The sequence below is a fragment of the Blastococcus tunisiensis genome (assembly GCF_900112815.1).
GTDB classification, from domain to species: domain Bacteria; phylum Actinomycetota; class Actinomycetes; order Mycobacteriales; family Geodermatophilaceae; genus Blastococcus_B; species Blastococcus_B tunisiensis.
This window is the reverse complement of record NZ_FOND01000010.1, coordinates 149,525-166,943: the sequence shown is the minus strand read 5'-3', so window position 1 is coordinate 166,943 and position 17,419 is coordinate 149,525. Positions and strand designations below refer to the sequence as shown.

The following is a 17,419-nucleotide window of genomic DNA, read 5'->3' as shown; positions in this document are numbered from 1 at the left end:
GCGATGCCTCCGGTATCCTGGCGGCGTGACCAGCGTGGACCTGACGCAGGAGGAGCGCGCGACGCTGCTCCGCTTCGTCGAGCGGTTCGCCCTGGTCCTGCGCGAGTCCGGGATGGCCCCCATGCCGGCGCGGGTGTTCGCCTACGCCCTGGCCGACGACGCCGACCGGTACACCGCCGCCGAGCTCGCCGAGGGGTTGCAGGTGAGCCCGGCGGCGATCAGCGGGGCCGTGCGCCAGCTGGTGCAGATCGGCCTCCTCGTCCGGGAGCGCGAGCCCGGGACGCGCAGCGACCTCTACGTCCTCGACGACGGGAACCTCTGGGTCCGTTTCACCGGCGCGGAGCTCGCGGCGCTCCAGCGGTTCGAGGACGTCGTGGCGGCCGGGGTCGACATCCTCGGCGCCGATCGTCCCGGTGGGCGGCGGCTGGCCGAGACCCGGGAGTTCCTCGCCTTCCTGCACGAGGTGCTCGCCGACGCCGTCGCCCGCTGGCCCGAGGAGCGGACCCGGCGGGCAGCCGCGGGCTGACCCGGCCGGTCAGGCCACGGCGTCGTTCATCGCCGCGAGCTGGATGAGGTTCCCGCAGGTGTCGTCGAGGACGGCGGTGGTCACCAGTCCCATCGACGCCGGCTCCTGGGTGAAGGTGACGCCCAGCTTCGTGAGCCGGTCGAACTCCGCCTGCACGTCGGCGACGGCGAAGGAGGTGAACGGGATGCCGTCGGCCACCAGTGCCTCCTTGTACGGCCGCACGGCCGGGTGGTCGCTGGGCTCGAGGACGAGCTCCACGCCCTCGGGCTCCTCGGGGGAGACGACGGTCAGCCAGCTGTGCTCACCCATCGGGATGTCTGTCTTCTTCCGGAAGCCGAGCACCTCGGTGTAGAAGCGCAGCGCCTTCTGCTGGTCGTCGACGTGGATGCTGGCCAGGTTGATCCGCATGACAGTTCTCCTCAGTCGGTGGGCAGCTGCCATCGGTCGGTGATGGCCCGCAGTGGCGAGGTGTCCAGGTCGTGGAACTTGTAGCGACCCTCGCGGCGGGTCCGCACCAGCCCTGCGGCCTCGAGGACGTCCAGGTGCTGGGAGACCGCCTGCCGGGACGAGGTCAGGCCGTGCCTGCTGATCAGCCTGGTGCACACCTCGAACAGGGTCTGGCCGTTCCGCTCCTGGAGTTCGTCGAGGATCGCTCGCCGGGTCGGGTCCGCGAGGGCCTTGAACACATCGCCCACGACGTCACCATAGGCAAGTCTCTGCTTGCATGACAAGACCCTGAGGCCCCGGGCCCGGGAGGTCGTGCGCGGGGTGCGGACGCCTCGCGGGAGGATGGGCGGCGTGAGTGCCGAGGTCCGTGCCGTGTCCGAGGTCGACGCCGTCCTGCGCCAGGAGCTGCTGACCTGCTGGACCGACGTCACGAACGCCGGCGGGGCGGTCGGCTTCGTGCCGCCGGTCACCGAGGACGACGTCGTCCCCCTGCTCGACAGGCTGCTGGAGGGTGTCTCCTCCGGCCGGGACGTGCTCGCCCTGCTCACCGTGGAAGGCGCGACGGCGGGGTTCGCCAGCGTCGTCGGATCGCTGAGCCCGCTGCGCCGGCACTGGGGGACGGTGCTGCGGGTGCAGGTGCACCCGACCCTGCAGGGCCGGGGGCTGGGCCGGGTGCTGATGGACGGCGTGCACCGGATCGCCCGCGACCGGGGGTGGGAGTTCCTGCACCTGACCGCCCGCGGTGGCACCGGCGTCGACGCGTTCTACCGCGGGCTGGGCTACGCGGAGGTGGGCCGGCTGCCCGGCGCGATCCGGGTCGCGCCCGGCGACGACCGGGACGAGATCGTCATGGCGTGCCCGCTGTGATCACCGCGTTTGGCAGGCTGGGGGGATGACCGATCCGGCCCCTGGCGCCCCCGTGTCGCGCAACGCCCGCCGCGAGCGCCTGGTGGGCCTGCTCGTCCTCGGGATCGCGCTCGTCCTGCTCGTGTCCTCGCCCACGTGGTTCGCCAGCGGCTCCGTCGCCGTCGGGGTGGCCCAGCTGGTGCTGGGCCTCGTGCTCGCCGGCGTGGGGGCCTTCCTGGTCCGGCGCTCGGGCACGGCCTGACCCGTCACCCGTTCACCGGTTCGGTGAGCGCTGACTCCGCCACGAGGGATCCGGCCCGGTCGAAGAAGCGAACCGTGGCGTCACCCGGGTTGGCGGCGGCCGCCGCCGTACCGGCTCCCTCGGTGAGCGGCAACCGCATGATCAGTGTGCCGTCGGGGCTGTAGGCCTCGGCCAGGACGGCGTCGGCCGGCCCGCTGACGGTCAGCAGGATCGCGCCGGGCACGGACGACGGCACGACGAAGACCCGGTCGAGCAGGTCGGTTCCCGCCGGTCCGACCGCGGTGAGTGCGACCTGCGACGCCAACCCGGACGGTGCGTCGTCGTCGCCCCAGACGATCACCTGTGCCGCCGTCGTGGCCCCCGACGGGAAGGTGACGCCGACGAGGACGACCGTCGAGCGGGATCCGCCGCTGACCGGGGCTCCGGCCAGCAGGGTGGGCGTCAGGTCGGCGGCCGGCACACCGTAGTACCCGGCCAGGGCCTCGACCGCCGCACGCACGTCCTGGTCGCGGACCGAACCGCGCAGGCCGCGGGGGTCGGCCACGTCCGGTAGGGGTCGCTCCCGGGCGAGCGCGCGATCGGTGACGGTCAGCTGCGGGTTGTAGGAGCCGGCGGCCTGCTGGACCCACAGCTGCGTCTCGGGGTGCCAGCCGGGCGGCCCGGGAGTGCTGATCGCACCCGCGCCGTCCGTCGTCGGGACCGGGATGCGCCGCTCGGCGGTCTCGCCGTCGGCGCTCACCGCGCGGCCGGTCAGCAGCTCGACCTCGTCCCCGGGCCAGGCCACGACCACGAGCGTCGCGCTGTCCGACGCGGGGTCCGGTGCGTCCATGAGGGCCAGGGGGTGCCGCCACGTCGTCTCGCCCGGCGGCGCGGCGAGGACCATCTGGTCCGGTGCGGCGCCGACCGGGCCGACGAACCAGGCCGCGAGCGGCCGGCCGGTCAGGCCCAGGACGAGGGCCACCCGTGCCCCCGGTACGTCCCCGGCGAAGGCCACCACCCGGGTGTCCAGAGGGGGCCCGGACACCGGGGCCGAGGAGCCGGACAGCGGGTCGGACTCCGTCGCGGCGTACTCCCAGGAGAACTCCCTCGCGGCGTCGAGCCAGTCCGCGTCACCGGCGAGCGAGCCGCGCGTCGGGAGTGCCGCGAGCGAGCTCACCTGATCCGGTGGTGCCGCGGTGGACGTGGCCGCGATCCCGGTCGTGCCCCCGCCGAGTGCCACGGCCGACACGACGGGCACCCCGACGAGCACGAGCAGCGCGGCGAACCCGCCCGCAGCCCAGGACGCCCGGGCGCGGCGCTGGGTGCGGTGGCGCTCGCGGGTCCGCTGCGCCAGGTCGGCCGGTGGTGGCGCGATCCCGTCGGCGCGGGTGCGCAGGGACCGCAGGCCGGCCTCGAGCTCGGAATCGGAGATCGTCACGTCAGCTCTCCTCGCCGGTGTGGTGGAGCGGGTGGGGGACGAGGACGGTGGACGGTCCGGGAGCACCCAGAAGGGCGCGCAGCCGCGCGAGACCGCGGACCGTCTGGCTCCGGACGGTGTGCACCGAGCACCCGAGCAGCTCGGCGGTGCCGGCTTCGCTCAGGTCCTCGGTGTAGCGGAGCACGAGGACGGCGCGCATCCGCGGCGGGAGAGTGGCCAGGGCCTCGGCCATCCGCTCTCTCTCGTCGACGGCGGCGGTGGCGTCCGGCGTCGCCGGGTCGGAGGCGGGCAGCGAGACGATCTCCTGCGTGCTGCGCAGCCGCCACCAGCTCGCCGCACTGGTCACGAGCACCCGGCGGACGTAGGGGTACGGGTCGCCCTCGATCCGGTTCCACCGGCGGTAGGCCTTCACCAGCGCGGTCTGCAGCAGGTCCTCCGCGTGCCCGCGGTCGCGCGTCAGCAGCACGGCCGTGCGGAGCAGGTCCGCCGACCGTGCGGCGACGAACGCCTCGAAGGCGGTGTCGTCCCGGCCGTCCGTCGCGCCCACTGGGCCTCCCCCCGTCGTCACTGTCCATGACGCCGTGCCGGTGCCAGGGCGAACGCCCCCGTGACCCGATCGTGATCCGGGCCGGTTCCGGTGCGACGCCGTTTGCGGCCGGGCGTGACGCGCACCACACTCGCGGGGACCCGAGACGTACGGAGGAGACCCCGTGAAGCTGGACAAGCAGGAACTGGTGCGCGTGCTGCGCACCGAGGGCGACAACGACACCGCGGACCGGGCGGAGCGCGAGCTCCCCGACGAGGTGGACACCGACCGGGACGGGGACGCGCTCGACGCACTCGGCCTCGACCGCACCCAGCTCATGGCGAAGTTGGCCGGCGGGGGGTTCGGCGGGACGATCGCGCCCTGACGGAGGCCTCCCGCGCAGCCGGGCCCGGCACCCCGGTGGCCCCCGGGCCCCGCCGGCGCCCGTGCGCGGGCGGGCCCTCGATCAGCCGATGAAGGGCCGCTCCCGGGCCAGCTCCTCCTTGGCCACGCCGCGGATGTGCACCGCGTCGGGGCCGTCGACGATCCGCAGCGTGCGGGCGCTGGCGTAGAAGCGCGCGAGGACCGTGTCGTTGCTGACGCCCATGCCACCGTGCACCTGGATCGCGCGGTCGATGACGTCGAGGGCCACCTTCGGCGCGGCGACCTTGATCGCCGAGATCTCGGTGCGGGCCCCCTTGGCGCCGTACTTGTCGATGAGGTCGGCGGTCTTCAGCACGTAGAGGCGGGCCTGGTCGATCTCCATCCGGGACAGCGCGATCGCCTCGCGCACGGTCCCCTGCTGCGCCAGCGCCTGCCCGAACGCCACCCGGCTCTTCGCGCGGTCCACCATCAGGGCCAGGGCCCGCTCGGCCATGCCGATGGCCCGCATGCAGTGGTGGATCCGGCCGGGGCCGAGCCGCGCCTGGGCGATCATGAAGCCGTCGCCCTCGCCGGCCAGGATGTTGGTCACCGGCACGCGAACGTCCTTGAAGACGATCTCCGAGTGGCCGTGCTGGTCCTGGTAGCCGAACACCGGCAGGTGGCGGACGATCTCCACCCCCGGCGTGTCACGGGGGACCAGGATCATCGACTGCTGGCGGTGCGGCGGGCCGTCGGGGTCGGTCTTGCCCATGAGGATGAAGATCTGGCAGCGCTCGTCGGCGGCACCCGAGGTCCACCACTTGCGGCCGTTGATCACGTACTCGTCGCCGTCGCGGACGATCACCGTCTGGATGTTGCGGGCGTCCGACGATGCGACGTCGGGTTCGGTCATCGCGAAGCCGGAGCGGATCTCCCCCTCGAGCAGGGGCTGCAACCACCGCTGCTTCTGCTCCTCGGTGCCGAAGAGCATGAGCGTCTCCATGTTGCCCGTGTCGGGCGCACCGACGTTCATCGCCTCGGGGGCGATCGTCGGCGACCAGCCGGTGATCTCGGCGACGGAGGCGTACTCGAGGTTGGACAGCCCTCCGAGCTCGTGGTGGAAGAGGTTCCACAGGCCGCGCTTGCGCGCCTCGGCCTTGAGCTCCTCCAGCACGGGCGGGTGCTCGTGGTTGTCGTGGCCGCGCTCGGCCCGCCAGGCGTCGTAGACGGCCTCCGCGGGGAACACGTGCTCGCGCATGAAGTCCCATGCACGGGCGCAGACGTCCTCGGCCTTGGCGGAGAGAGCGAAGTCCATGTCCGCAAGGTAACGCCGGACGTGACCGGCGTCGCACCGGGGTCCCCGACCGCCGGTGCGGGGTCAGGTCGGTCCGGGGGACCCGGCGTCGTCCGCGTCGTCGGCGCACAACCAGCAGACCCCGAGCGGGGCGGCGAGGACGAGCAGGAACCCGAGGACGCCGGTGGTCACCGTCGGGGCCCGCACGAGCGCGAGCACCACGAGGGGCGCGACGACGAGGAGGACGAGGACCGTGCGGACGACGCCGCGCCGGGGGGCGGGGGCCGGTCCGCCCAGCAGCGCGGCCAGCGCCGGATCGTCCCGGGCCAGCTCGGCGGCCAGGGCCCGCAGGGCGGGATCACCGTCCCCCTGCCTGCCGTGCGGCCGATCCGTCGCGTCGTCCATCGCGCGGTCCCTGGCGTCTCGGACGGGGCTCGGGTCCCCCGCCGGTGGGCCCAGTCTGCTCCTTCCGGCCGGTGCCCGGAAGACGGCGGAGCCGGGCCGCTCCCCGGAGGGATGCGACCCGGCTCCGCTGGGGCCGGCCGGTGCGGGCGGGCCCGCGCCGGCTCAGCGCCGGTTGTCGACGGCGTTGCGCACCGGCATCAGCGCGATCACCAGACCCACGATGACCGTGCCCAGGTGCAGCCAGTTGTCCGCCCAGTTGAGGCTGAGGAAGTCCCACGTCTCGCCGACGGCGAACAGGCCGTAGACGAACGCGGCGCCGTACCCGACGGCCAGCAGCCAGCCGTAGGTCCGTGCACCGGACAGCGTGTTGCTCAGCGCCAGACCGGCGGCGCCGATCACGATGTGCACGACGTTGTGCATGCCGTTGATCTCGAAGCCGAGCAGCGTCTCGCCGGTGTCGTGGGCGAAGAAGTCGTCGAAGCCGGTGATGAAGAAGCCGATGATGCCGATCAGCAGGTAGATGGCCCCGAAGGCCAGTCCCAGGATCTCCGGGACGGACTTGCCCCGACCTGCCGCGTTGTCGTTCGTCGCCATGATGTCCTCCCGAACACGAGCCCCGCCGGTGTCTCGACGGGGTGCGTCGTTCCGGTACCCACCCGGGCGCGGTCGATTCACCGCCGTCCTCCGTACGGGGGACGGCGTTGCCGAACCGTCATCCGGTGGCCGGGCGGGGGTCAGGCGAGCGTCGGCTTCCTCCTCCGGACGACGAACGGGCCGATGGCGAGCAGGTCGACCGGCGCGGACCCGAAGCACTCCAGTGCGTCCCGGGGGTCGTCGACCATCGGCCGGCCGGCGGTGTTCAGGCTGGTGTTCACGACGACCGGCAACCCGGTGCGCCGCTCGAAGCACTCCAGCATGCGGGCGACGAGCGGCTCCTCGGTGCGGTCGACGGTCTGGATCCGCGCCGTCCCGTCCACGTGGGTGACCGTGGGGATCCGGTGCCGCCACTCGGGGGCGACGTCGTGCACGAACAGCATGTAGCGCGACGGGATCGGACCCCGGCTGAAGATCTCCGGCGCCCGCTCGGCCAGGACCATCGGGGCCACCGGGCGGAACTGCTCCCGGCCCTTCACGTCGTTCATCCGCTCGAGGTTGGCCTCGTGGCCGGGGTGCGCGAGCAGCGAGCGGTGCCCGAGCGCACGGGGACCGTACTCGCTGCGGCCCTGGAACCAGGCGACGATCCCGTTGTCCGCCAGCACCTGCGCCACGGTGTCGGCGACGTCGCGAGGCCGTTCGTACTCGATCGCCGCCGTCGTCAGGTACCGCTCGATCTCCTCGTCGGACCAGCCGCGGCCGAGGTCGGCGCCCGGCATCGGCTCGGTCGTCTCGTCCAGCCCGCGGGCGACGTGCAGGGCGCTGCCCAGCGCCGTGCCGGCGTCGCCGGCCGCCGGCTGCACCCAGACCTCCTCGAACGGCGTCTCGGCGAAGATGCGGGTGTTGGCGACGCAGTTGAGGGCGACGCCGCCGGCGAGGGTGAGGGTGCGGTCGCCGGTGCGCTCGTGCAGCCAGCGGGCGAGGTCGAGCAGCACCTCCTCGGTGCGCTGCTGGACGCTGGCGGCGAGGTCGGCGTGGTCCTCGGTCCAGTCGTCGCCCTTGCCCAGCCGGGGCGCGAACTCGGAGAAGTCGATCTTCGGGGTGCGGAACCCGCCGTCCTCGGTGGCGACGATCAGCTCGGCGAGCTCCCCGGCGAACCGCGGTTTGCCGTAGGAGGCCATCGCCATGACCTTGAACTCGTCGCTGCTGCGCAGGAAGCCCAGGTGGTCGGTGAGGTCCTCGTAGAGCAGCCCGAGGGAGTGCGGCAGCGCCTGGCCGGCCAGGATCTCCAGCCGGCCGTCGACGTAGCGTCCGGCGAGGTGGCTGTGCGCCTCGCCGCGGCCGTCGAGGACGAGGACCGAGTTGTCCCGCGCCGGGGCGGCCAGTCCGGCCGAGGCGGCGTGCGCGACGTGGTGCTTGACGAAGCGGACCTTCGCCGGGTCGAGGCCGGGCAGGGCGTGGGCGAGGAATTCCGGCGCCTTCTCCGCGTACATCTTGCGCATCACGTCGCCGGGGTCGTCCAGCCCGGACTCCTCCGGCGTGCCCATCAGCGCGGGGTCGAAGGAGTAGGCGACCGCGTCGAGGTCCTCGGGGGAGATGCCGGCCTCGGCCAGGCACCAGGCCGCCGACAGCTCGGGCAGCTCCCATGCGCTCCACGGCAGCGGCCGCTTGCCGTGCTTGCGGCGGCTGAAGCGCTCCTCCTCCGCGGCGGCGACGATCCGGCCGTCGACGACGAGCGCCGCCGCCGGGTCGTGGTAGATCGCATTGATGCCCAGCACCTTCACGCGTGCTCCCCTTCTCCTGGGTCCCGGCCCGTCGGTTCCAGGCGTCGACCCGTTCTCGTCCCGATGATCAAGCCCCGAGGCGGTAACCGCAGCTCGAAGCGGCGGGCGGCTCAGCCGCGGGTGGTCAGCAGGTCGTGCTCGACGACGGCGGCCAGGCCGAGCGTCTTGTAGCCGACCTCCTCGAACAGGACCACCAGCCGGTCGTCCTCGACCCGCATCACCGCGCCCGGGCCCCACTCGCGGTGCTCGACCGGCGTGCCCACCGGGAAGGGGGTGTCGTCGGCCGGGCCGGCGTCCTCGTAGGCGGTCCCGTCCTCGCAGGTGTCGCAGTTCCCGCACGGCCGGTCCAGCTGCTCGCCGAAGTAGCCGAGCAGGAACTGGCGTCGGCAGTCGGTGGTCTCGGCGTAGCCGCGCATCATCTCCACCCGGCTCTGGTCCATGCGTTCGTGCTGCTCGGCCAGCCCGCGGGCGGCCGCGGCGGCCTGCGCCGGCGACGGGGCCGCCGGCGCGGGGTGGGCGCCGCCCTCCTCGTCCAGCACGACCGCCTCGACCTGCGCCAGGAGATTGAGGTCGCGGGCGAGCGTGGTGGCGCCGAGCCCGGTCTCCTCGCGGAGGGCACGGACGTCGACCCCGTCGGCGATGCCGGCCGCGGCAGCGGCCTGGACCAGGCCGGCCACCTGCTGCAGCTCCTCCTCGGCCGGGGTCCCGGCGGCGAAGAACCGCCGCAGGCCCAGGTCCTCCTGGCGGTACACCAGCAGGGCCAGGGCGGGCCGTCCGTCGCGTCCGGCGCGGCCGATCTCCTGGTAGTAGCTGTCGAGGGAGTCGGCGGGTTCGGCGTGGATGACGAACCGCGTGCCCGGCTTGTCGATGCCCATGCCGAACGCCGTGGTGGCGACGACGACGTCGAGCTCGTCGTCCATCCAGGCGCGCTGGGTGTCCTCGCGCCCGGCTCGGCTCAGTCCCGCGTGGTAGGCCCGGGAGCGGAGGCCGTGGTCGACGAGCGCGGCCGCCACCTGCTCGGTGCCCTTGCGGGTGGCGCTGTAGACGATGCCGGGGCCGCGCCCGTCCCCGATCTCGCCCAGCACCCGGTCGACGACCGCCTGGTCCTTGCCGTGCTCGTCGGCGAACGGGGCCACCTCGAGCCGGATCTCCGGTCGGTCGAACCCGGCGACGATCACCTCGGGGTCGCGCATCCCCAGCCGCTCGACGATCTCGGCCCGGACGGGCGGGGCCGCCGTCGCGGTCAGGGCCAGGACCGTCGGGTGGCCGAGCTGCTCGATCACCCCGCCGAGCCGCAGGTACTCGGGCCGGAAGTCGTGGCCCCAGGCGGAGACGCAGTGGGCCTCGTCGACGACGAACAGCGCCGGTCCGGCCTCGGCGATCGCGTCCACGACCTCGGGCTTGGCCAATTGCTCCGGAGCCAGGAAGAGGTAGCGGACCGATCCGTCACCCACCTCCTCGAGCACCTCCCGCTGGTCACCGGCCGACAGGCTCGAGTTGAGCTGTGCGGCGGTACCCACGTCGTTGCCGGCGTCCTCGCCCAGCTCGTCGAGCCGGTCGACCTGGTCGCGCTGCAGGGCGATGAGGGGGGAGACGACGACCACCGGACCGGCGAGGAGGTGGCCGGCCACCTGGTAGACGGCGGTCTTGCCGGCGCCCGAGGGGAGGACGGCCAGCGTGTCCCGCCCGGCGACGACGGCCTGCATGGCCTCCTCCTGCCCGGGGCGGAAGGTCGGGAAGCCGAGGACGTCCCGGGCGAACTCGCGGATGCGGCGGGTGCGGACGGACGTCGAGGCGCCGGCGGGGTTGCCGACGTCGTCGCCCTTCAGGGAGGGAGCAGGCACCGGGAGCGTCTCCCCGGCGCCCGTGATCGACAAACCGGACGCGAGTGCGGCCTCCCTCACCCCGCGGCCGGGCCTCCCGACGACCCCGCGGGAACGGTTCTCCACGGCTCAGTCGAGTGTCGAGCGCCGCGGGGCGACGTCGGCGCGCTCGGCCGCCGAGCGCCCGGCGTACCAGCCGCCGGCGTCGACCGATGCCCGGCTGCGGCTCGGACGCACCCGGGGGAAGAGTTCCGCCACCGCCGTCTCGACCGCCTCCTGCCGGGTGCGGAGCACGGGCAGGAGGTCGACGCCGCGTTCGGCTGCCGCCTCCGCGGTCGCCTGCCGTCGGGCGGACTGCAGCCGCTCACCGATCCGCTGGGCGTAACCGAGCAGGAACGCCCGCCGGAACGTCCGCACGGCGGAGCCTCCACCTGGCCGTTCCGCCACGGAGAGGGCCTGGGCCACCTGCAGCAGCAGCGAGGTGAACAGCAGCTCGACCGCGTCGAGGTCGGCCCGGACGCCGACGAGGTTGGCGATGCCCACGCCCTGGTACCAGACCAGGCGGACGTCGTTGGCCTCGGCGACCGCCGCCAGGAGCTGCATCTTGGCGCGCACGTACGGGTCGGCCACGTGCACGCGCCGGGTCCGCACGTCCGCGCCCCCCGGGCGGCCGGGGGAGAGGAGCGCCGCGTCGACCGCGTGCCGGGTCATCAGCTCCTGCGCCTTCGCGGTCAGCGCCTCCGCCTCGTCGGCGAACTCCGTCGACTCCGCCTTGGCCAGCAGCCCGCGGATGCGACGCAGGGCGCGGTCGTCCTCGGCGGCGACCGCGCCGCCGGACGGCCGGGGGCGGGCGGCACCCCATCGGGACGGCGGTGGCACCAGCACGTCGATCCGCGCGGCGGTGCGCAGCAACCCGATCAGGTGCAGCACGATCCGCCACGCCTCGGCGGGGGACCGGCGCCCGCTCCGGAGCCAGCCGGCCACCACCGCGCCGTCCCCCTCGCGCAGGGCGCCGAGGTCACGCAGCTGGACCACCCATTCGTCCGGCGCCCGGTGCACCGCGTCCGTCCGCCGGCCGTGCTCGGCGATGAGGCCCACCAGCAGGGGCACCGAGCCCGCCGCCGCGTCCTTCCTGGTGGTGTGCACGACGTCGGAAGGCTGCCAGCCGCGCTCCCAGGCCTCGTCCAGGGCGTCGAGCAACGTCCGGGTCGTGAGGCCGCCGGCCTCCGGGGGGACGTGGTGCCCGGCCAGCGTCTCCGCCAGCTCGGCCACCACGCCGCCATCGGTGAGCATGCCGCCGCGGTGCCGCAGGAGGTCGGAGAGCCAGGCGTCGTCGATCACGTCCGGCATCGTGCCCGCTCCGTCCGACGGCGGGCCGAGGCTCCTGTGGACGACGCGTCGCCGTCCACAGGGCGGCCGTGCTGGACGGTCGATCTCCGCGGATGCGGAGAAGCGCGCCCGTTGATCGTCCGCATCCGCGGCACTAGCGTGGCGCAGCGTGCCACCCAGCTACCGCATCGCCGAAGCCGCCGCCCTGCTCGGCGTGAGCGACGACACCGTCCGCCGGTGGATCGACGGCGACCGGCTCCCCGCCCACCGTGACGCCGGCGGGCCCGCGCTCGTCGACGGGGCCGACCTGGCCCGGGTCGCCACCCAGCTCCGCGACGCCCCCGAGCCAGGTACGACGCCCTCGTCGGCCCGCAACCGGCTCGCCGGCATCGTGACCCGCGTCGTCCGCGACACCGTGATGGCCCAGGTCGAGATCCAGGCGGGACCGTTCCGGCTGGTCTCGCTCATGTCCCGCGAGGCGGCCGACGACCTGGGCCTGGAGGTCGGCGTCCGCGCCGTCGCCACCGTCAAGGCCACCCAGGTCAGCGTGGACGTCCCGTGAGCCCCCGGCCCGGCGGACCGCGGGCGGTCCGCCTGCTCACCCTCGCCGGCCTGGTCGCCCTCGCCGGCCTGGTCGGCTGCACCGGCGAGGGGAGGGATGCACCGCCGGGCGTCGCCGAGGAGGAGCCGGGCGAGTGGGCGGGCGACCCCGGGCTGACCGGCACCCTGACGGTCTTCGCCGCGGCGTCGCTGACCGACGTCTTCACCGAGCTGGAGACCCGGCTGGAGGTCGCGAACCCGCAGCTGGAGGTTCGCATCAACTACGCCGGCAGCTCCGCGCTGGCCGCCCAGCTGGCCCAGGGCGCCCCCGCCGACGTCTTCGCGTCCGCCGACGAGGCCCAGATGGCCCGGCTCGAGGACGACGGCCTGGTCACCGACAGCGACGTCTTCGCCCGCAATCCGCTGATGCTGGCCGTTCCCCTCGACAATCCGGAGGGCATCATGCCGCCGGAAGGACGCGCGGGCATCCCGTCCCTGGCCGACCTGATCACGGCGGAGATGACCGTGGCGGTCTGCGCCCCCGAGGTGCCGTGCGGCGCCGCCGCGGCCGAGGTGCTCGCCGCCGCCGGTCTGCGCGACGCGCCGGACACCTACGACGACGACGTCCGCTCCGTGCTGACGAAGGTGCAGCTCGGGGAGGTGGACGCCGGACTGGTCTACGTCTCCGACGTGCACGCCGCCGGGGACGAGATCCTCGCCTACGCCTTCGAGGAGAGCTCGCGGGCGGTCAACTCCTACCCGATCGGTGTCCTCGAGGACGCGCCGAACCCGGCGGCCGCGCGGGCGTTCGTCGACCTGGTCCTCTCCGAGGCCGGGCAGCAGGCGCTGGCGGCCGCAGGATTCCAGCCACCGCCGTGAGACGGACCGCCAGGGACCCGCGGATCCCGGTTCCCCTGCTCGTGCCCGCGACGGTGGGCGTCGCGTTCCTCGTCCTGCCGCTGGTGGGGCTGCTCGTGCGCGCGCCGTGGTCGTCCCTGGGGGAGCAGCTCTCGGCTCCTGGGGTCGGTGAGGCGCTGCGGCTGTCGCTGGTCTCGGCCACCGTCGCGACGCTGCTGTCGCTGGTGCTGGGCGTGCCGCTGGCCTGGGTGCTGGCACGGTCCCGCATCCGCGGCCGCAGCGTGCTCCGGGCGCTGGTCACGGTCCCGCTCGTGCTCCCCCCGGTCGTCGGCGGCGTCGCGCTGTTCCTCGTGTTCGGCCGGCAGGGGATCGTCGGCAGCTGGCTCGACGACGCCTTCGGCATCACCATCCCGTTCACCACCACCGCCGTCGTCCTCTCCCAGACGTTCGTGGCCATGCCGTTCCTGGTGGTCAGCGTCGAGGGGGCGCTGCGGGCCGCGGACGCGCGCTTCGAGGACGTCGCGGCCACCCTCGGCGCCGACCGGTGGACGACGTTCCGGCGCGTGACCCTGCCCCTGGTGGCGCCGGGGGTGGCCGCCGGCGCGGTGCTGTGCTGGGCGAGGGCGCTGGGCGAGTTCGGCGCCACGATCACCTTCGCCGGCAACTTCCCGGGGACGACGCAGACGATGCCGCTCGCCGTCTACCTGGCGCTGCAGCGGGAGCCGGAGGCGGCGATCGTGCTCTCCCTGGTGCTGCTGGCCGTCTCGCTCGGCACCCTGCTGCTGCTGCGCGACCGCTGGCTGGGCCGGGCCGCCGGGTGAGCCTCTCCGCACGCGTCGGCGTCCGCCGCGGCTCCCTCGCGCTCGACGTGCCGGTCGAGGTCGCCGACGGCGAGGTGCTCGCCGTCCTGGGGCCCAACGGGGCCGGCAAGTCCACGCTCCTGCGGGTGCTGGCCGGGCTGCTGGCGCCCGACGACGGGCGCGTCGCCGTCGACGGTTCCGTCTGGGACGACGTCCGCACCGGGACGCACCTGCCCGCGCACCGGCGGCCGCTGGGCGTCGTCTTCCAGGACGCCCTGCTGTTCCCGCACCTGAGCGTGGCGGAGAACGTGGCGTTCGGGCTGCGCGCCCGCGGCGTCGGGAAGGCCGAGCGCCGGGCGGCGGCGACGACGTGGCTGGAGCGGGTGGGCCTGGCCGGCCTCGGCGACCGGCGGCCGGGGCAGCTGTCCGGGGGGCAGGCGCAGCGGGTGGCGCTGGCCCGGGCGCTGGTGGGCGACCCCGCGGTGCTGCTCCTGGACGAGCCGCTGTCGGCCCTGGACGCCCGCACCCGGCTGGTCGTGCGGGCCGAGCTCCGGCGGCACCTGGCGGGCTTCGGCGGCAGCACGGTGCTGGTCACCCACGACCCGGTCGACGCGATGGCACTGGCCGACCGCGTCGTCGTCGTCGAGGAGGGGCGCGTCGTCCAGACCGGCCCGCCCGACGAGGTGAGCCGGCGGCCGCGGACGGACTACGTGGCCCGGCTGGTCGGTCTCTCGCTGCTCGCGGGCACGGCGGAGGGGACGACGGTGCGGCTGGACGCCGGGGGAGCGGTCGCCGTGGCGGAGGAGGCGACGGGGCCGGTGTTCGCCGCCGTCCGGCCGGAGTCGGTGGCGCTGTACCTGGCCCGTCCGGAGGGCAGCCCGCGCAACGTGTGGCCGGCCCGGCTGGTGGGCGCCACCCCGCACGGGGCGACGGTCCGGTGCGAGCTCGACGGCGAGGTGCCGCTGGTCGCCGACGTCACCGGGACCGCCTTCACCGAGCTGGGCCTGGTGCCGGGTGCCGAGGTGTGGGCGACCGTGAAGGCCTCCGAGGTCGCCGTCTACGCCCGCTGACGCCCCGCTCCGGCCGGCCTGCCCCGCCATGATCAGCCTCCCTGATCATGGAGCGTCCTCCCTTCCCGCAGGACGTGAGGGAGGACGCCCTACGACCAGGGAACCTGATCATCGCGGGGGCCCTGAGAGGGTGGGGGGATGAGTGCACCGGTCCTCGCCGCCGTCGTCCTCGCCGCCGGGGGAGGCCGGCGGTACGGGATGCCCAAGGCCCTGGTCGAGTACGAGGGCAGCCTGCTGGTCGAGCGCGCGGTGCGGACGGCCGGCACGGTCTGCGACCCGGTGCTGGTGGTGCTCGGCGCCCGGGCGGTCGACGTCTGGCGCCAGGCCGATCTCGACGGCGCCACGGTGCTGGCGAACAAGGACTGGGAGACCGGCATGGCGTCCTCGCTGCGCACCGGCCTCGACGGGCTGCGCGGCTGGCCGGGGAGGGTCGACGCCGCCCTGCTCCTGCTGGTCGACATGCCCGGCATCACGACCGACGCGCTCGCCCGCCTGGCCGGGCACGCGGCTCCCGACGCCCTCGCCGTCGCCACCTACGACGGGGTCCGCGCGCACCCGGTGCTGATCGGCCGCGACCACTGGGCCGGGGTGGTCGAGACGGCGACCGGCGACGAGGGCGCCCGCCGCTACCTGGCCGCGCACGAGGTCACCGAGGTCGACTGCACCGGCCTGGCCGACCCGACCGACCTCGACGTCCCGCCGTCCGGAGTACCTTCGGCGCCGTGATCGCCCAGGTCGTCGACGCCCCGCTGTCCGTCGCCGAGCACGAGGACGCCGTCGCCGACAAGGCGGCCGGCGCGGTCGTCTCCTTCGCCGGCGTCGTCCGCGACCACGACGGTGGCCGCTCGGTGACCGAGCTGGAGTACGTGGGCCACCCGACGGCGGCCGACGTGATCACCGAGCTGGCCGAGGAGTTCGCGGCCCGGCCCGACGTGCAGGCCGTCGCCGTCTCGCACCGGATCGGGCTGCTCGGCATCGGCGACATCGCGCTGGCCTGCGCCGTCAGCGCCGCCCACCGCGGTCAGGCGTTCGCCGCCTGCGCCGAGCTCGTCGACGAGGTGAAGAAGCGGCTGCCGATCTGGAAGCGGCAGGTCTTCACCGACGGCGAGGAGGAGTGGGTGGCCTGCCCGTAGGGGATCAGCCGCCGAACGCCCGGACCGGCTGCCCCCGCACGCCGACCCCGACGCCGAACAGCGCACCGGCCAGCGGGTCCTCGCCGTCGTCCATGCCCTCGCGGGACGTGGTGATGAACAGCTGGTCGAGCTCCGGCCCGCCCAGCGTGCAGGCGGTCACCTGCGCCGTGGGCACCTCCACCACGGCGTCCAGCCGGCCCGTCGCGTCGTACCGGTGCACCGAACCCGCGCCGTAGAGGGCCACCCAGACCCCGCCCTCGCTGTCCACCGTCAGCCCGTCGGGGTTGGCGTCGTCGTCGAGGGTCACGAACGGGCGCCGTCCGGTCAGCCCGCCGTCCCGGTCGTAGTCGAAGACGTCGACGCGGTGCGTCGAGGTGTCGGCGTAGTAGGCCAGCGTGCCGTCCGGGCTCCAGTCCAGCCCGTTGGAGACGGTGAGGTCGCCGAAGACCTGCCGCACGCTGCCGTCGGGGTCCAGCCGGTACATGGCGGCGGCGCCCGGCGCCTGGTCGTAGGCCATCGACCCGGCCCAGAACCGGCCGTCGGGGTCGCACGCCCCGTCGTTCATCCGGACGCCGGGGTCGCGCCACACCGGGTCGAGGGGCCGGACCGTTCCGTCCGCGTCCTCGAGGGCGAAGCCCCGCTCCACCGCGAGCACCGCACCACCCCCTCGGCGGGGTCGGAGGACCGCCGCGACGTCCCCGACGTGCCTGCGGTGCACCGCCCCGTCCCCGCCGAGGGAGAGGACGTCACCGGCGAGCATGTCCACCCAGCGCAGCCCGCTGCCGTCCGGCCACCAGACCGGGCCCTCACCGTGGACCGCGACCGCGTCGGTCAGCTGCTCGGCTCGCACCCGTCGATCAGACCGCACCGGGACGGCGTGCGCCAGGCGCGACGCGGGGCTCAGCCGTTCGGGTCGTCGGGCAGCGGCGGCGGGTCCCACCCGGCGGCCATCAGCGTGCTGAGCATCCGGGCCGCGGCCTCCACGACGGACATCTCGCGGGCGGCGCTGCGGGGCTTGGCGCGGGAGGCCACGCCGCACAGGGTGCCGAACAGCGTGCCGTCCGCGCGGACCAGGGGGACGCCCACGTACGCGGAGACGGTGCTCAGCGCCCCGGTCGACCGGGAAGCGTACGCCGGGACGGCGGCGGTGACCGTGGCCAGCCGCGGGGCGTTGCCCTCGATCATCTGGCGGCAGAAGCTCTTCTCCCACGGCAGCTCGATGCCCGGACGGACCGCTTCGTAGGGGTGCGCGAGCAGCACGACCTGGCGGTCGTCGACCACCTGGGTCACCATCCAGATGTCCCAGCCCACGTGCTCGGCCAGGAAGGCGAGCGCTCCCTCGGCGGCCGCACACCAGTCCGGCCACGGGGCGACGTCGGCGAATCCGACCGGAACCATGCCG

The 17,419-nt window shown here is 74.6% G+C and carries 22 protein-coding genes; 10 read left to right on the top strand and 12 right to left on the bottom strand.

Annotated features, from left to right (window positions below):
• Nucleotides 1-25: 25 nt before the first annotated feature.
• The gene (locus tag BM142_RS14310; RefSeq protein WP_217640721.1) at nt 26-526 is read left to right on the top strand and encodes a GbsR/MarR family transcriptional regulator; all 501 of its coding nucleotides are present in this window, start codon (nt 26-28) and stop codon (nt 524-526) included.
• Between the two features lie 9 nt (nt 527-535).
• Here BM142_RS14310 and BM142_RS14305 read toward each other — a convergent pair whose 3' ends face one another.
• Both BM142_RS14305 and BM142_RS14300 read right to left on the bottom strand, forming a co-directional pair.
• Nucleotides 536-934, bottom strand: a complete 399-nt coding sequence (locus tag BM142_RS14305) for a VOC family protein (RefSeq protein WP_092199968.1) — start codon at nt 932-934, stop codon at nt 536-538.
• A gap of 11 nt (nt 935-945) precedes the next feature.
• Nucleotides 946-1,221, bottom strand: coding sequence for an ArsR/SmtB family transcription factor (locus tag BM142_RS14300; protein ID WP_092199965.1), 276 nt, complete (start codon nt 1,219-1,221; stop codon nt 946-948).
• 94 nt (nt 1,222-1,315) lie between these two features.
• Between BM142_RS14300 and BM142_RS14295 the strand changes: the two genes are divergently transcribed.
• Both BM142_RS14295 and BM142_RS14290 read left to right on the top strand, forming a co-directional pair.
• Nucleotides 1,316-1,840: a GNAT family N-acetyltransferase gene (locus BM142_RS14295; protein ID WP_092199963.1), complete on the top strand. Its 525-nt coding sequence runs from the start codon at nt 1,316-1,318 to the stop codon at nt 1,838-1,840.
• 25 nt (nt 1,841-1,865) lie between these two features.
• Entirely contained in the window at nt 1,866-2,081 is a 216-nt protein-coding gene (locus BM142_RS14290; RefSeq protein WP_092199960.1) for a hypothetical protein, read from the top strand.
• A 4-nt stretch (nt 2,082-2,085) separates the two neighbouring features.
• On the opposite strand, the gene BM142_RS14285 is transcribed toward BM142_RS14290, so the two are convergent.
• Together BM142_RS14285 and BM142_RS14280 are read right to left on the bottom strand one after the other, a co-directional pair.
• Nucleotides 2,086-3,498 carry a hypothetical protein gene (locus BM142_RS14285; RefSeq protein ID WP_092199957.1) on the bottom strand — a complete coding sequence of 471 codons (1,413 nt, stop codon included), beginning with the start codon at nt 3,496-3,498 and terminating at the stop codon, nt 2,086-2,088.
• A 1-nt stretch (nt 3,499) separates the two neighbouring features.
• Nucleotides 3,500-4,045: a SigE family RNA polymerase sigma factor gene (locus tag BM142_RS14280; protein WP_092199954.1), complete on the bottom strand. Its 546-nt coding sequence runs from the start codon at nt 4,043-4,045 to the stop codon at nt 3,500-3,502.
• Between the two features lie 163 nt (nt 4,046-4,208).
• Here BM142_RS14280 and BM142_RS14275 point away from each other — a divergent pair, with 163 nt between their 5' ends.
• Entirely contained in the window at nt 4,209-4,409 is a 201-nt protein-coding gene (locus tag BM142_RS14275; protein ID WP_092199951.1) for a hypothetical protein, read from the top strand.
• A gap of 81 nt (nt 4,410-4,490) precedes the next feature.
• Here the strand turns inward: BM142_RS14275 and BM142_RS14270 are convergent, their stop codons facing one another.
• The 6 genes from BM142_RS14270 to BM142_RS14245 form a co-directional block, all read right to left on the bottom strand.
• On the bottom strand, nt 4,491-5,702 hold the full coding sequence (locus BM142_RS14270; RefSeq protein ID WP_092199948.1) for an acyl-CoA dehydrogenase family protein: 1,212 nt from the start codon (nt 5,700-5,702) through the stop codon (nt 4,491-4,493).
• 63 nt (nt 5,703-5,765) lie between these two features.
• Nucleotides 5,766-6,086: a DUF3040 domain-containing protein gene (locus BM142_RS14265; protein WP_092199945.1), complete on the bottom strand. Its 321-nt coding sequence runs from the start codon at nt 6,084-6,086 to the stop codon at nt 5,766-5,768.
• Between the two features lie 162 nt (nt 6,087-6,248).
• Nucleotides 6,249-6,680, bottom strand: a complete 432-nt coding sequence (locus BM142_RS14260; protein WP_092199942.1) for a DUF4383 domain-containing protein — start codon at nt 6,678-6,680, stop codon at nt 6,249-6,251.
• A 140-nt stretch (nt 6,681-6,820) separates the two neighbouring features.
• A complete protein-coding gene (locus tag BM142_RS14255; RefSeq protein ID WP_092199939.1) occupies nt 6,821-8,464 on the bottom strand; it encodes a carbamoyltransferase family protein in 1,644 nt (547 codons plus the stop codon).
• A gap of 110 nt (nt 8,465-8,574) precedes the next feature.
• Nucleotides 8,575-10,308: a RecQ family ATP-dependent DNA helicase gene (locus BM142_RS25520; protein WP_305764367.1), complete on the bottom strand. Its 1,734-nt coding sequence runs from the start codon at nt 10,306-10,308 to the stop codon at nt 8,575-8,577.
• A 108-nt stretch (nt 10,309-10,416) separates the two neighbouring features.
• Nucleotides 10,417-11,628, bottom strand: coding sequence for a DUF2786 domain-containing protein (locus BM142_RS14245; protein ID WP_139228887.1), 1,212 nt, complete (start codon nt 11,626-11,628; stop codon nt 10,417-10,419).
• Nucleotides 11,629-11,785: 157 nt separating this feature from the next.
• Between BM142_RS14245 and BM142_RS14240 the strand changes: the two genes are divergently transcribed.
• From BM142_RS14240 to BM142_RS14215, 6 genes are all read left to right on the top strand, one after another.
• Complete coding sequence (locus tag BM142_RS14240; RefSeq protein ID WP_092199933.1) at nt 11,786-12,178, top strand: TOBE domain-containing protein; 393 nt, start codon at nt 11,786-11,788, stop codon at nt 12,176-12,178.
• The gene (gene modA, locus BM142_RS14235) at nt 12,175-13,035 is read left to right on the top strand and encodes a molybdate ABC transporter substrate-binding protein (protein WP_092199930.1); all 861 of its coding nucleotides are present in this window, start codon (nt 12,175-12,177) and stop codon (nt 13,033-13,035) included. Before BM142_RS14240 ends, modA begins: the two co-directional genes overlap by 4 nt.
• Nucleotides 13,032-13,835: an ABC transporter permease gene (locus BM142_RS14230; RefSeq protein WP_254790943.1), complete on the top strand. Its 804-nt coding sequence runs from the start codon at nt 13,032-13,034 to the stop codon at nt 13,833-13,835. The genes modA and BM142_RS14230 overlap by 4 nt, the downstream gene beginning before the upstream one ends.
• Nucleotides 13,832-14,884 carry an ABC transporter ATP-binding protein gene (locus BM142_RS14225; RefSeq protein WP_092199927.1) on the top strand — a complete coding sequence of 351 codons (1,053 nt, stop codon included), beginning with the start codon at nt 13,832-13,834 and terminating at the stop codon, nt 14,882-14,884. Before BM142_RS14230 ends, BM142_RS14225 begins: the two co-directional genes overlap by 4 nt.
• Before the next feature lie 138 nt (nt 14,885-15,022).
• A complete protein-coding gene (locus tag BM142_RS14220; RefSeq protein WP_092199924.1) occupies nt 15,023-15,610 on the top strand; it encodes a nucleotidyltransferase family protein in 588 nt (195 codons plus the stop codon).
• On the top strand, nt 15,607-16,017 hold the full coding sequence (locus BM142_RS14215; RefSeq protein WP_092199921.1) for a molybdenum cofactor biosynthesis protein MoaE: 411 nt from the start codon (nt 15,607-15,609) through the stop codon (nt 16,015-16,017). Before BM142_RS14220 ends, BM142_RS14215 begins: the two co-directional genes overlap by 4 nt.
• A 4-nt stretch (nt 16,018-16,021) precedes the next feature.
• On the opposite strand, the gene BM142_RS14210 is transcribed toward BM142_RS14215, so the two are convergent.
• Complete coding sequence (locus BM142_RS14210) at nt 16,022-16,867, bottom strand: SMP-30/gluconolactonase/LRE family protein (protein WP_092199916.1); 846 nt, start codon at nt 16,865-16,867, stop codon at nt 16,022-16,024.
• Nucleotides 16,868-16,917: 50 nt separating this feature from the next.
• A complete protein-coding gene (locus BM142_RS14205) occupies nt 16,918-17,415 on the bottom strand; it encodes a GAF domain-containing protein (RefSeq protein WP_092199913.1) in 498 nt (165 codons plus the stop codon).
• Between the last annotated feature and the right edge of the window lie 4 nt (nt 17,416-17,419).

Bases quoted from the DNA above. Each gene is read 5' to 3' on its own strand.
- BM142_RS14260 (WP_092199942.1), bottom strand. From the start codon at position 6,680: ATGGCGACGAACGACAACGCGGCAGGTCGGGGCAAGTCCGTCCCGGAG.
- BM142_RS14295 (WP_092199963.1), top strand. From the start codon at position 1,316: ATGGGCGGCGTGAGTGCCGAGGTCCGTGCCGTGTCCGAGGTCGACGCC.
- BM142_RS14205 (WP_092199913.1), bottom strand. From the start codon at position 17,415: ATGGTTCCGGTCGGATTCGCCGACGTCGCCCCGTGGCCGGACTGGTGT.
- BM142_RS14265 (WP_092199945.1), bottom strand. From the start codon at position 6,086: ATGGACGACGCGACGGATCGGCCGCACGGCAGGCAGGGGGACGGTGAT.
- BM142_RS14305 (WP_092199968.1), bottom strand. From the start codon at position 934: ATGCGGATCAACCTGGCCAGCATCCACGTCGACGACCAGCAGAAGGCG.
- BM142_RS14270 (WP_092199948.1), bottom strand. From the start codon at position 5,702: ATGGACTTCGCTCTCTCCGCCAAGGCCGAGGACGTCTGCGCCCGTGCA.
- BM142_RS14290 (WP_092199960.1), top strand. From the start codon at position 1,866: ATGACCGATCCGGCCCCTGGCGCCCCCGTGTCGCGCAACGCCCGCCGC.
- BM142_RS14220 (WP_092199924.1), top strand. From the start codon at position 15,023: ATGAGTGCACCGGTCCTCGCCGCCGTCGTCCTCGCCGCCGGGGGAGGC.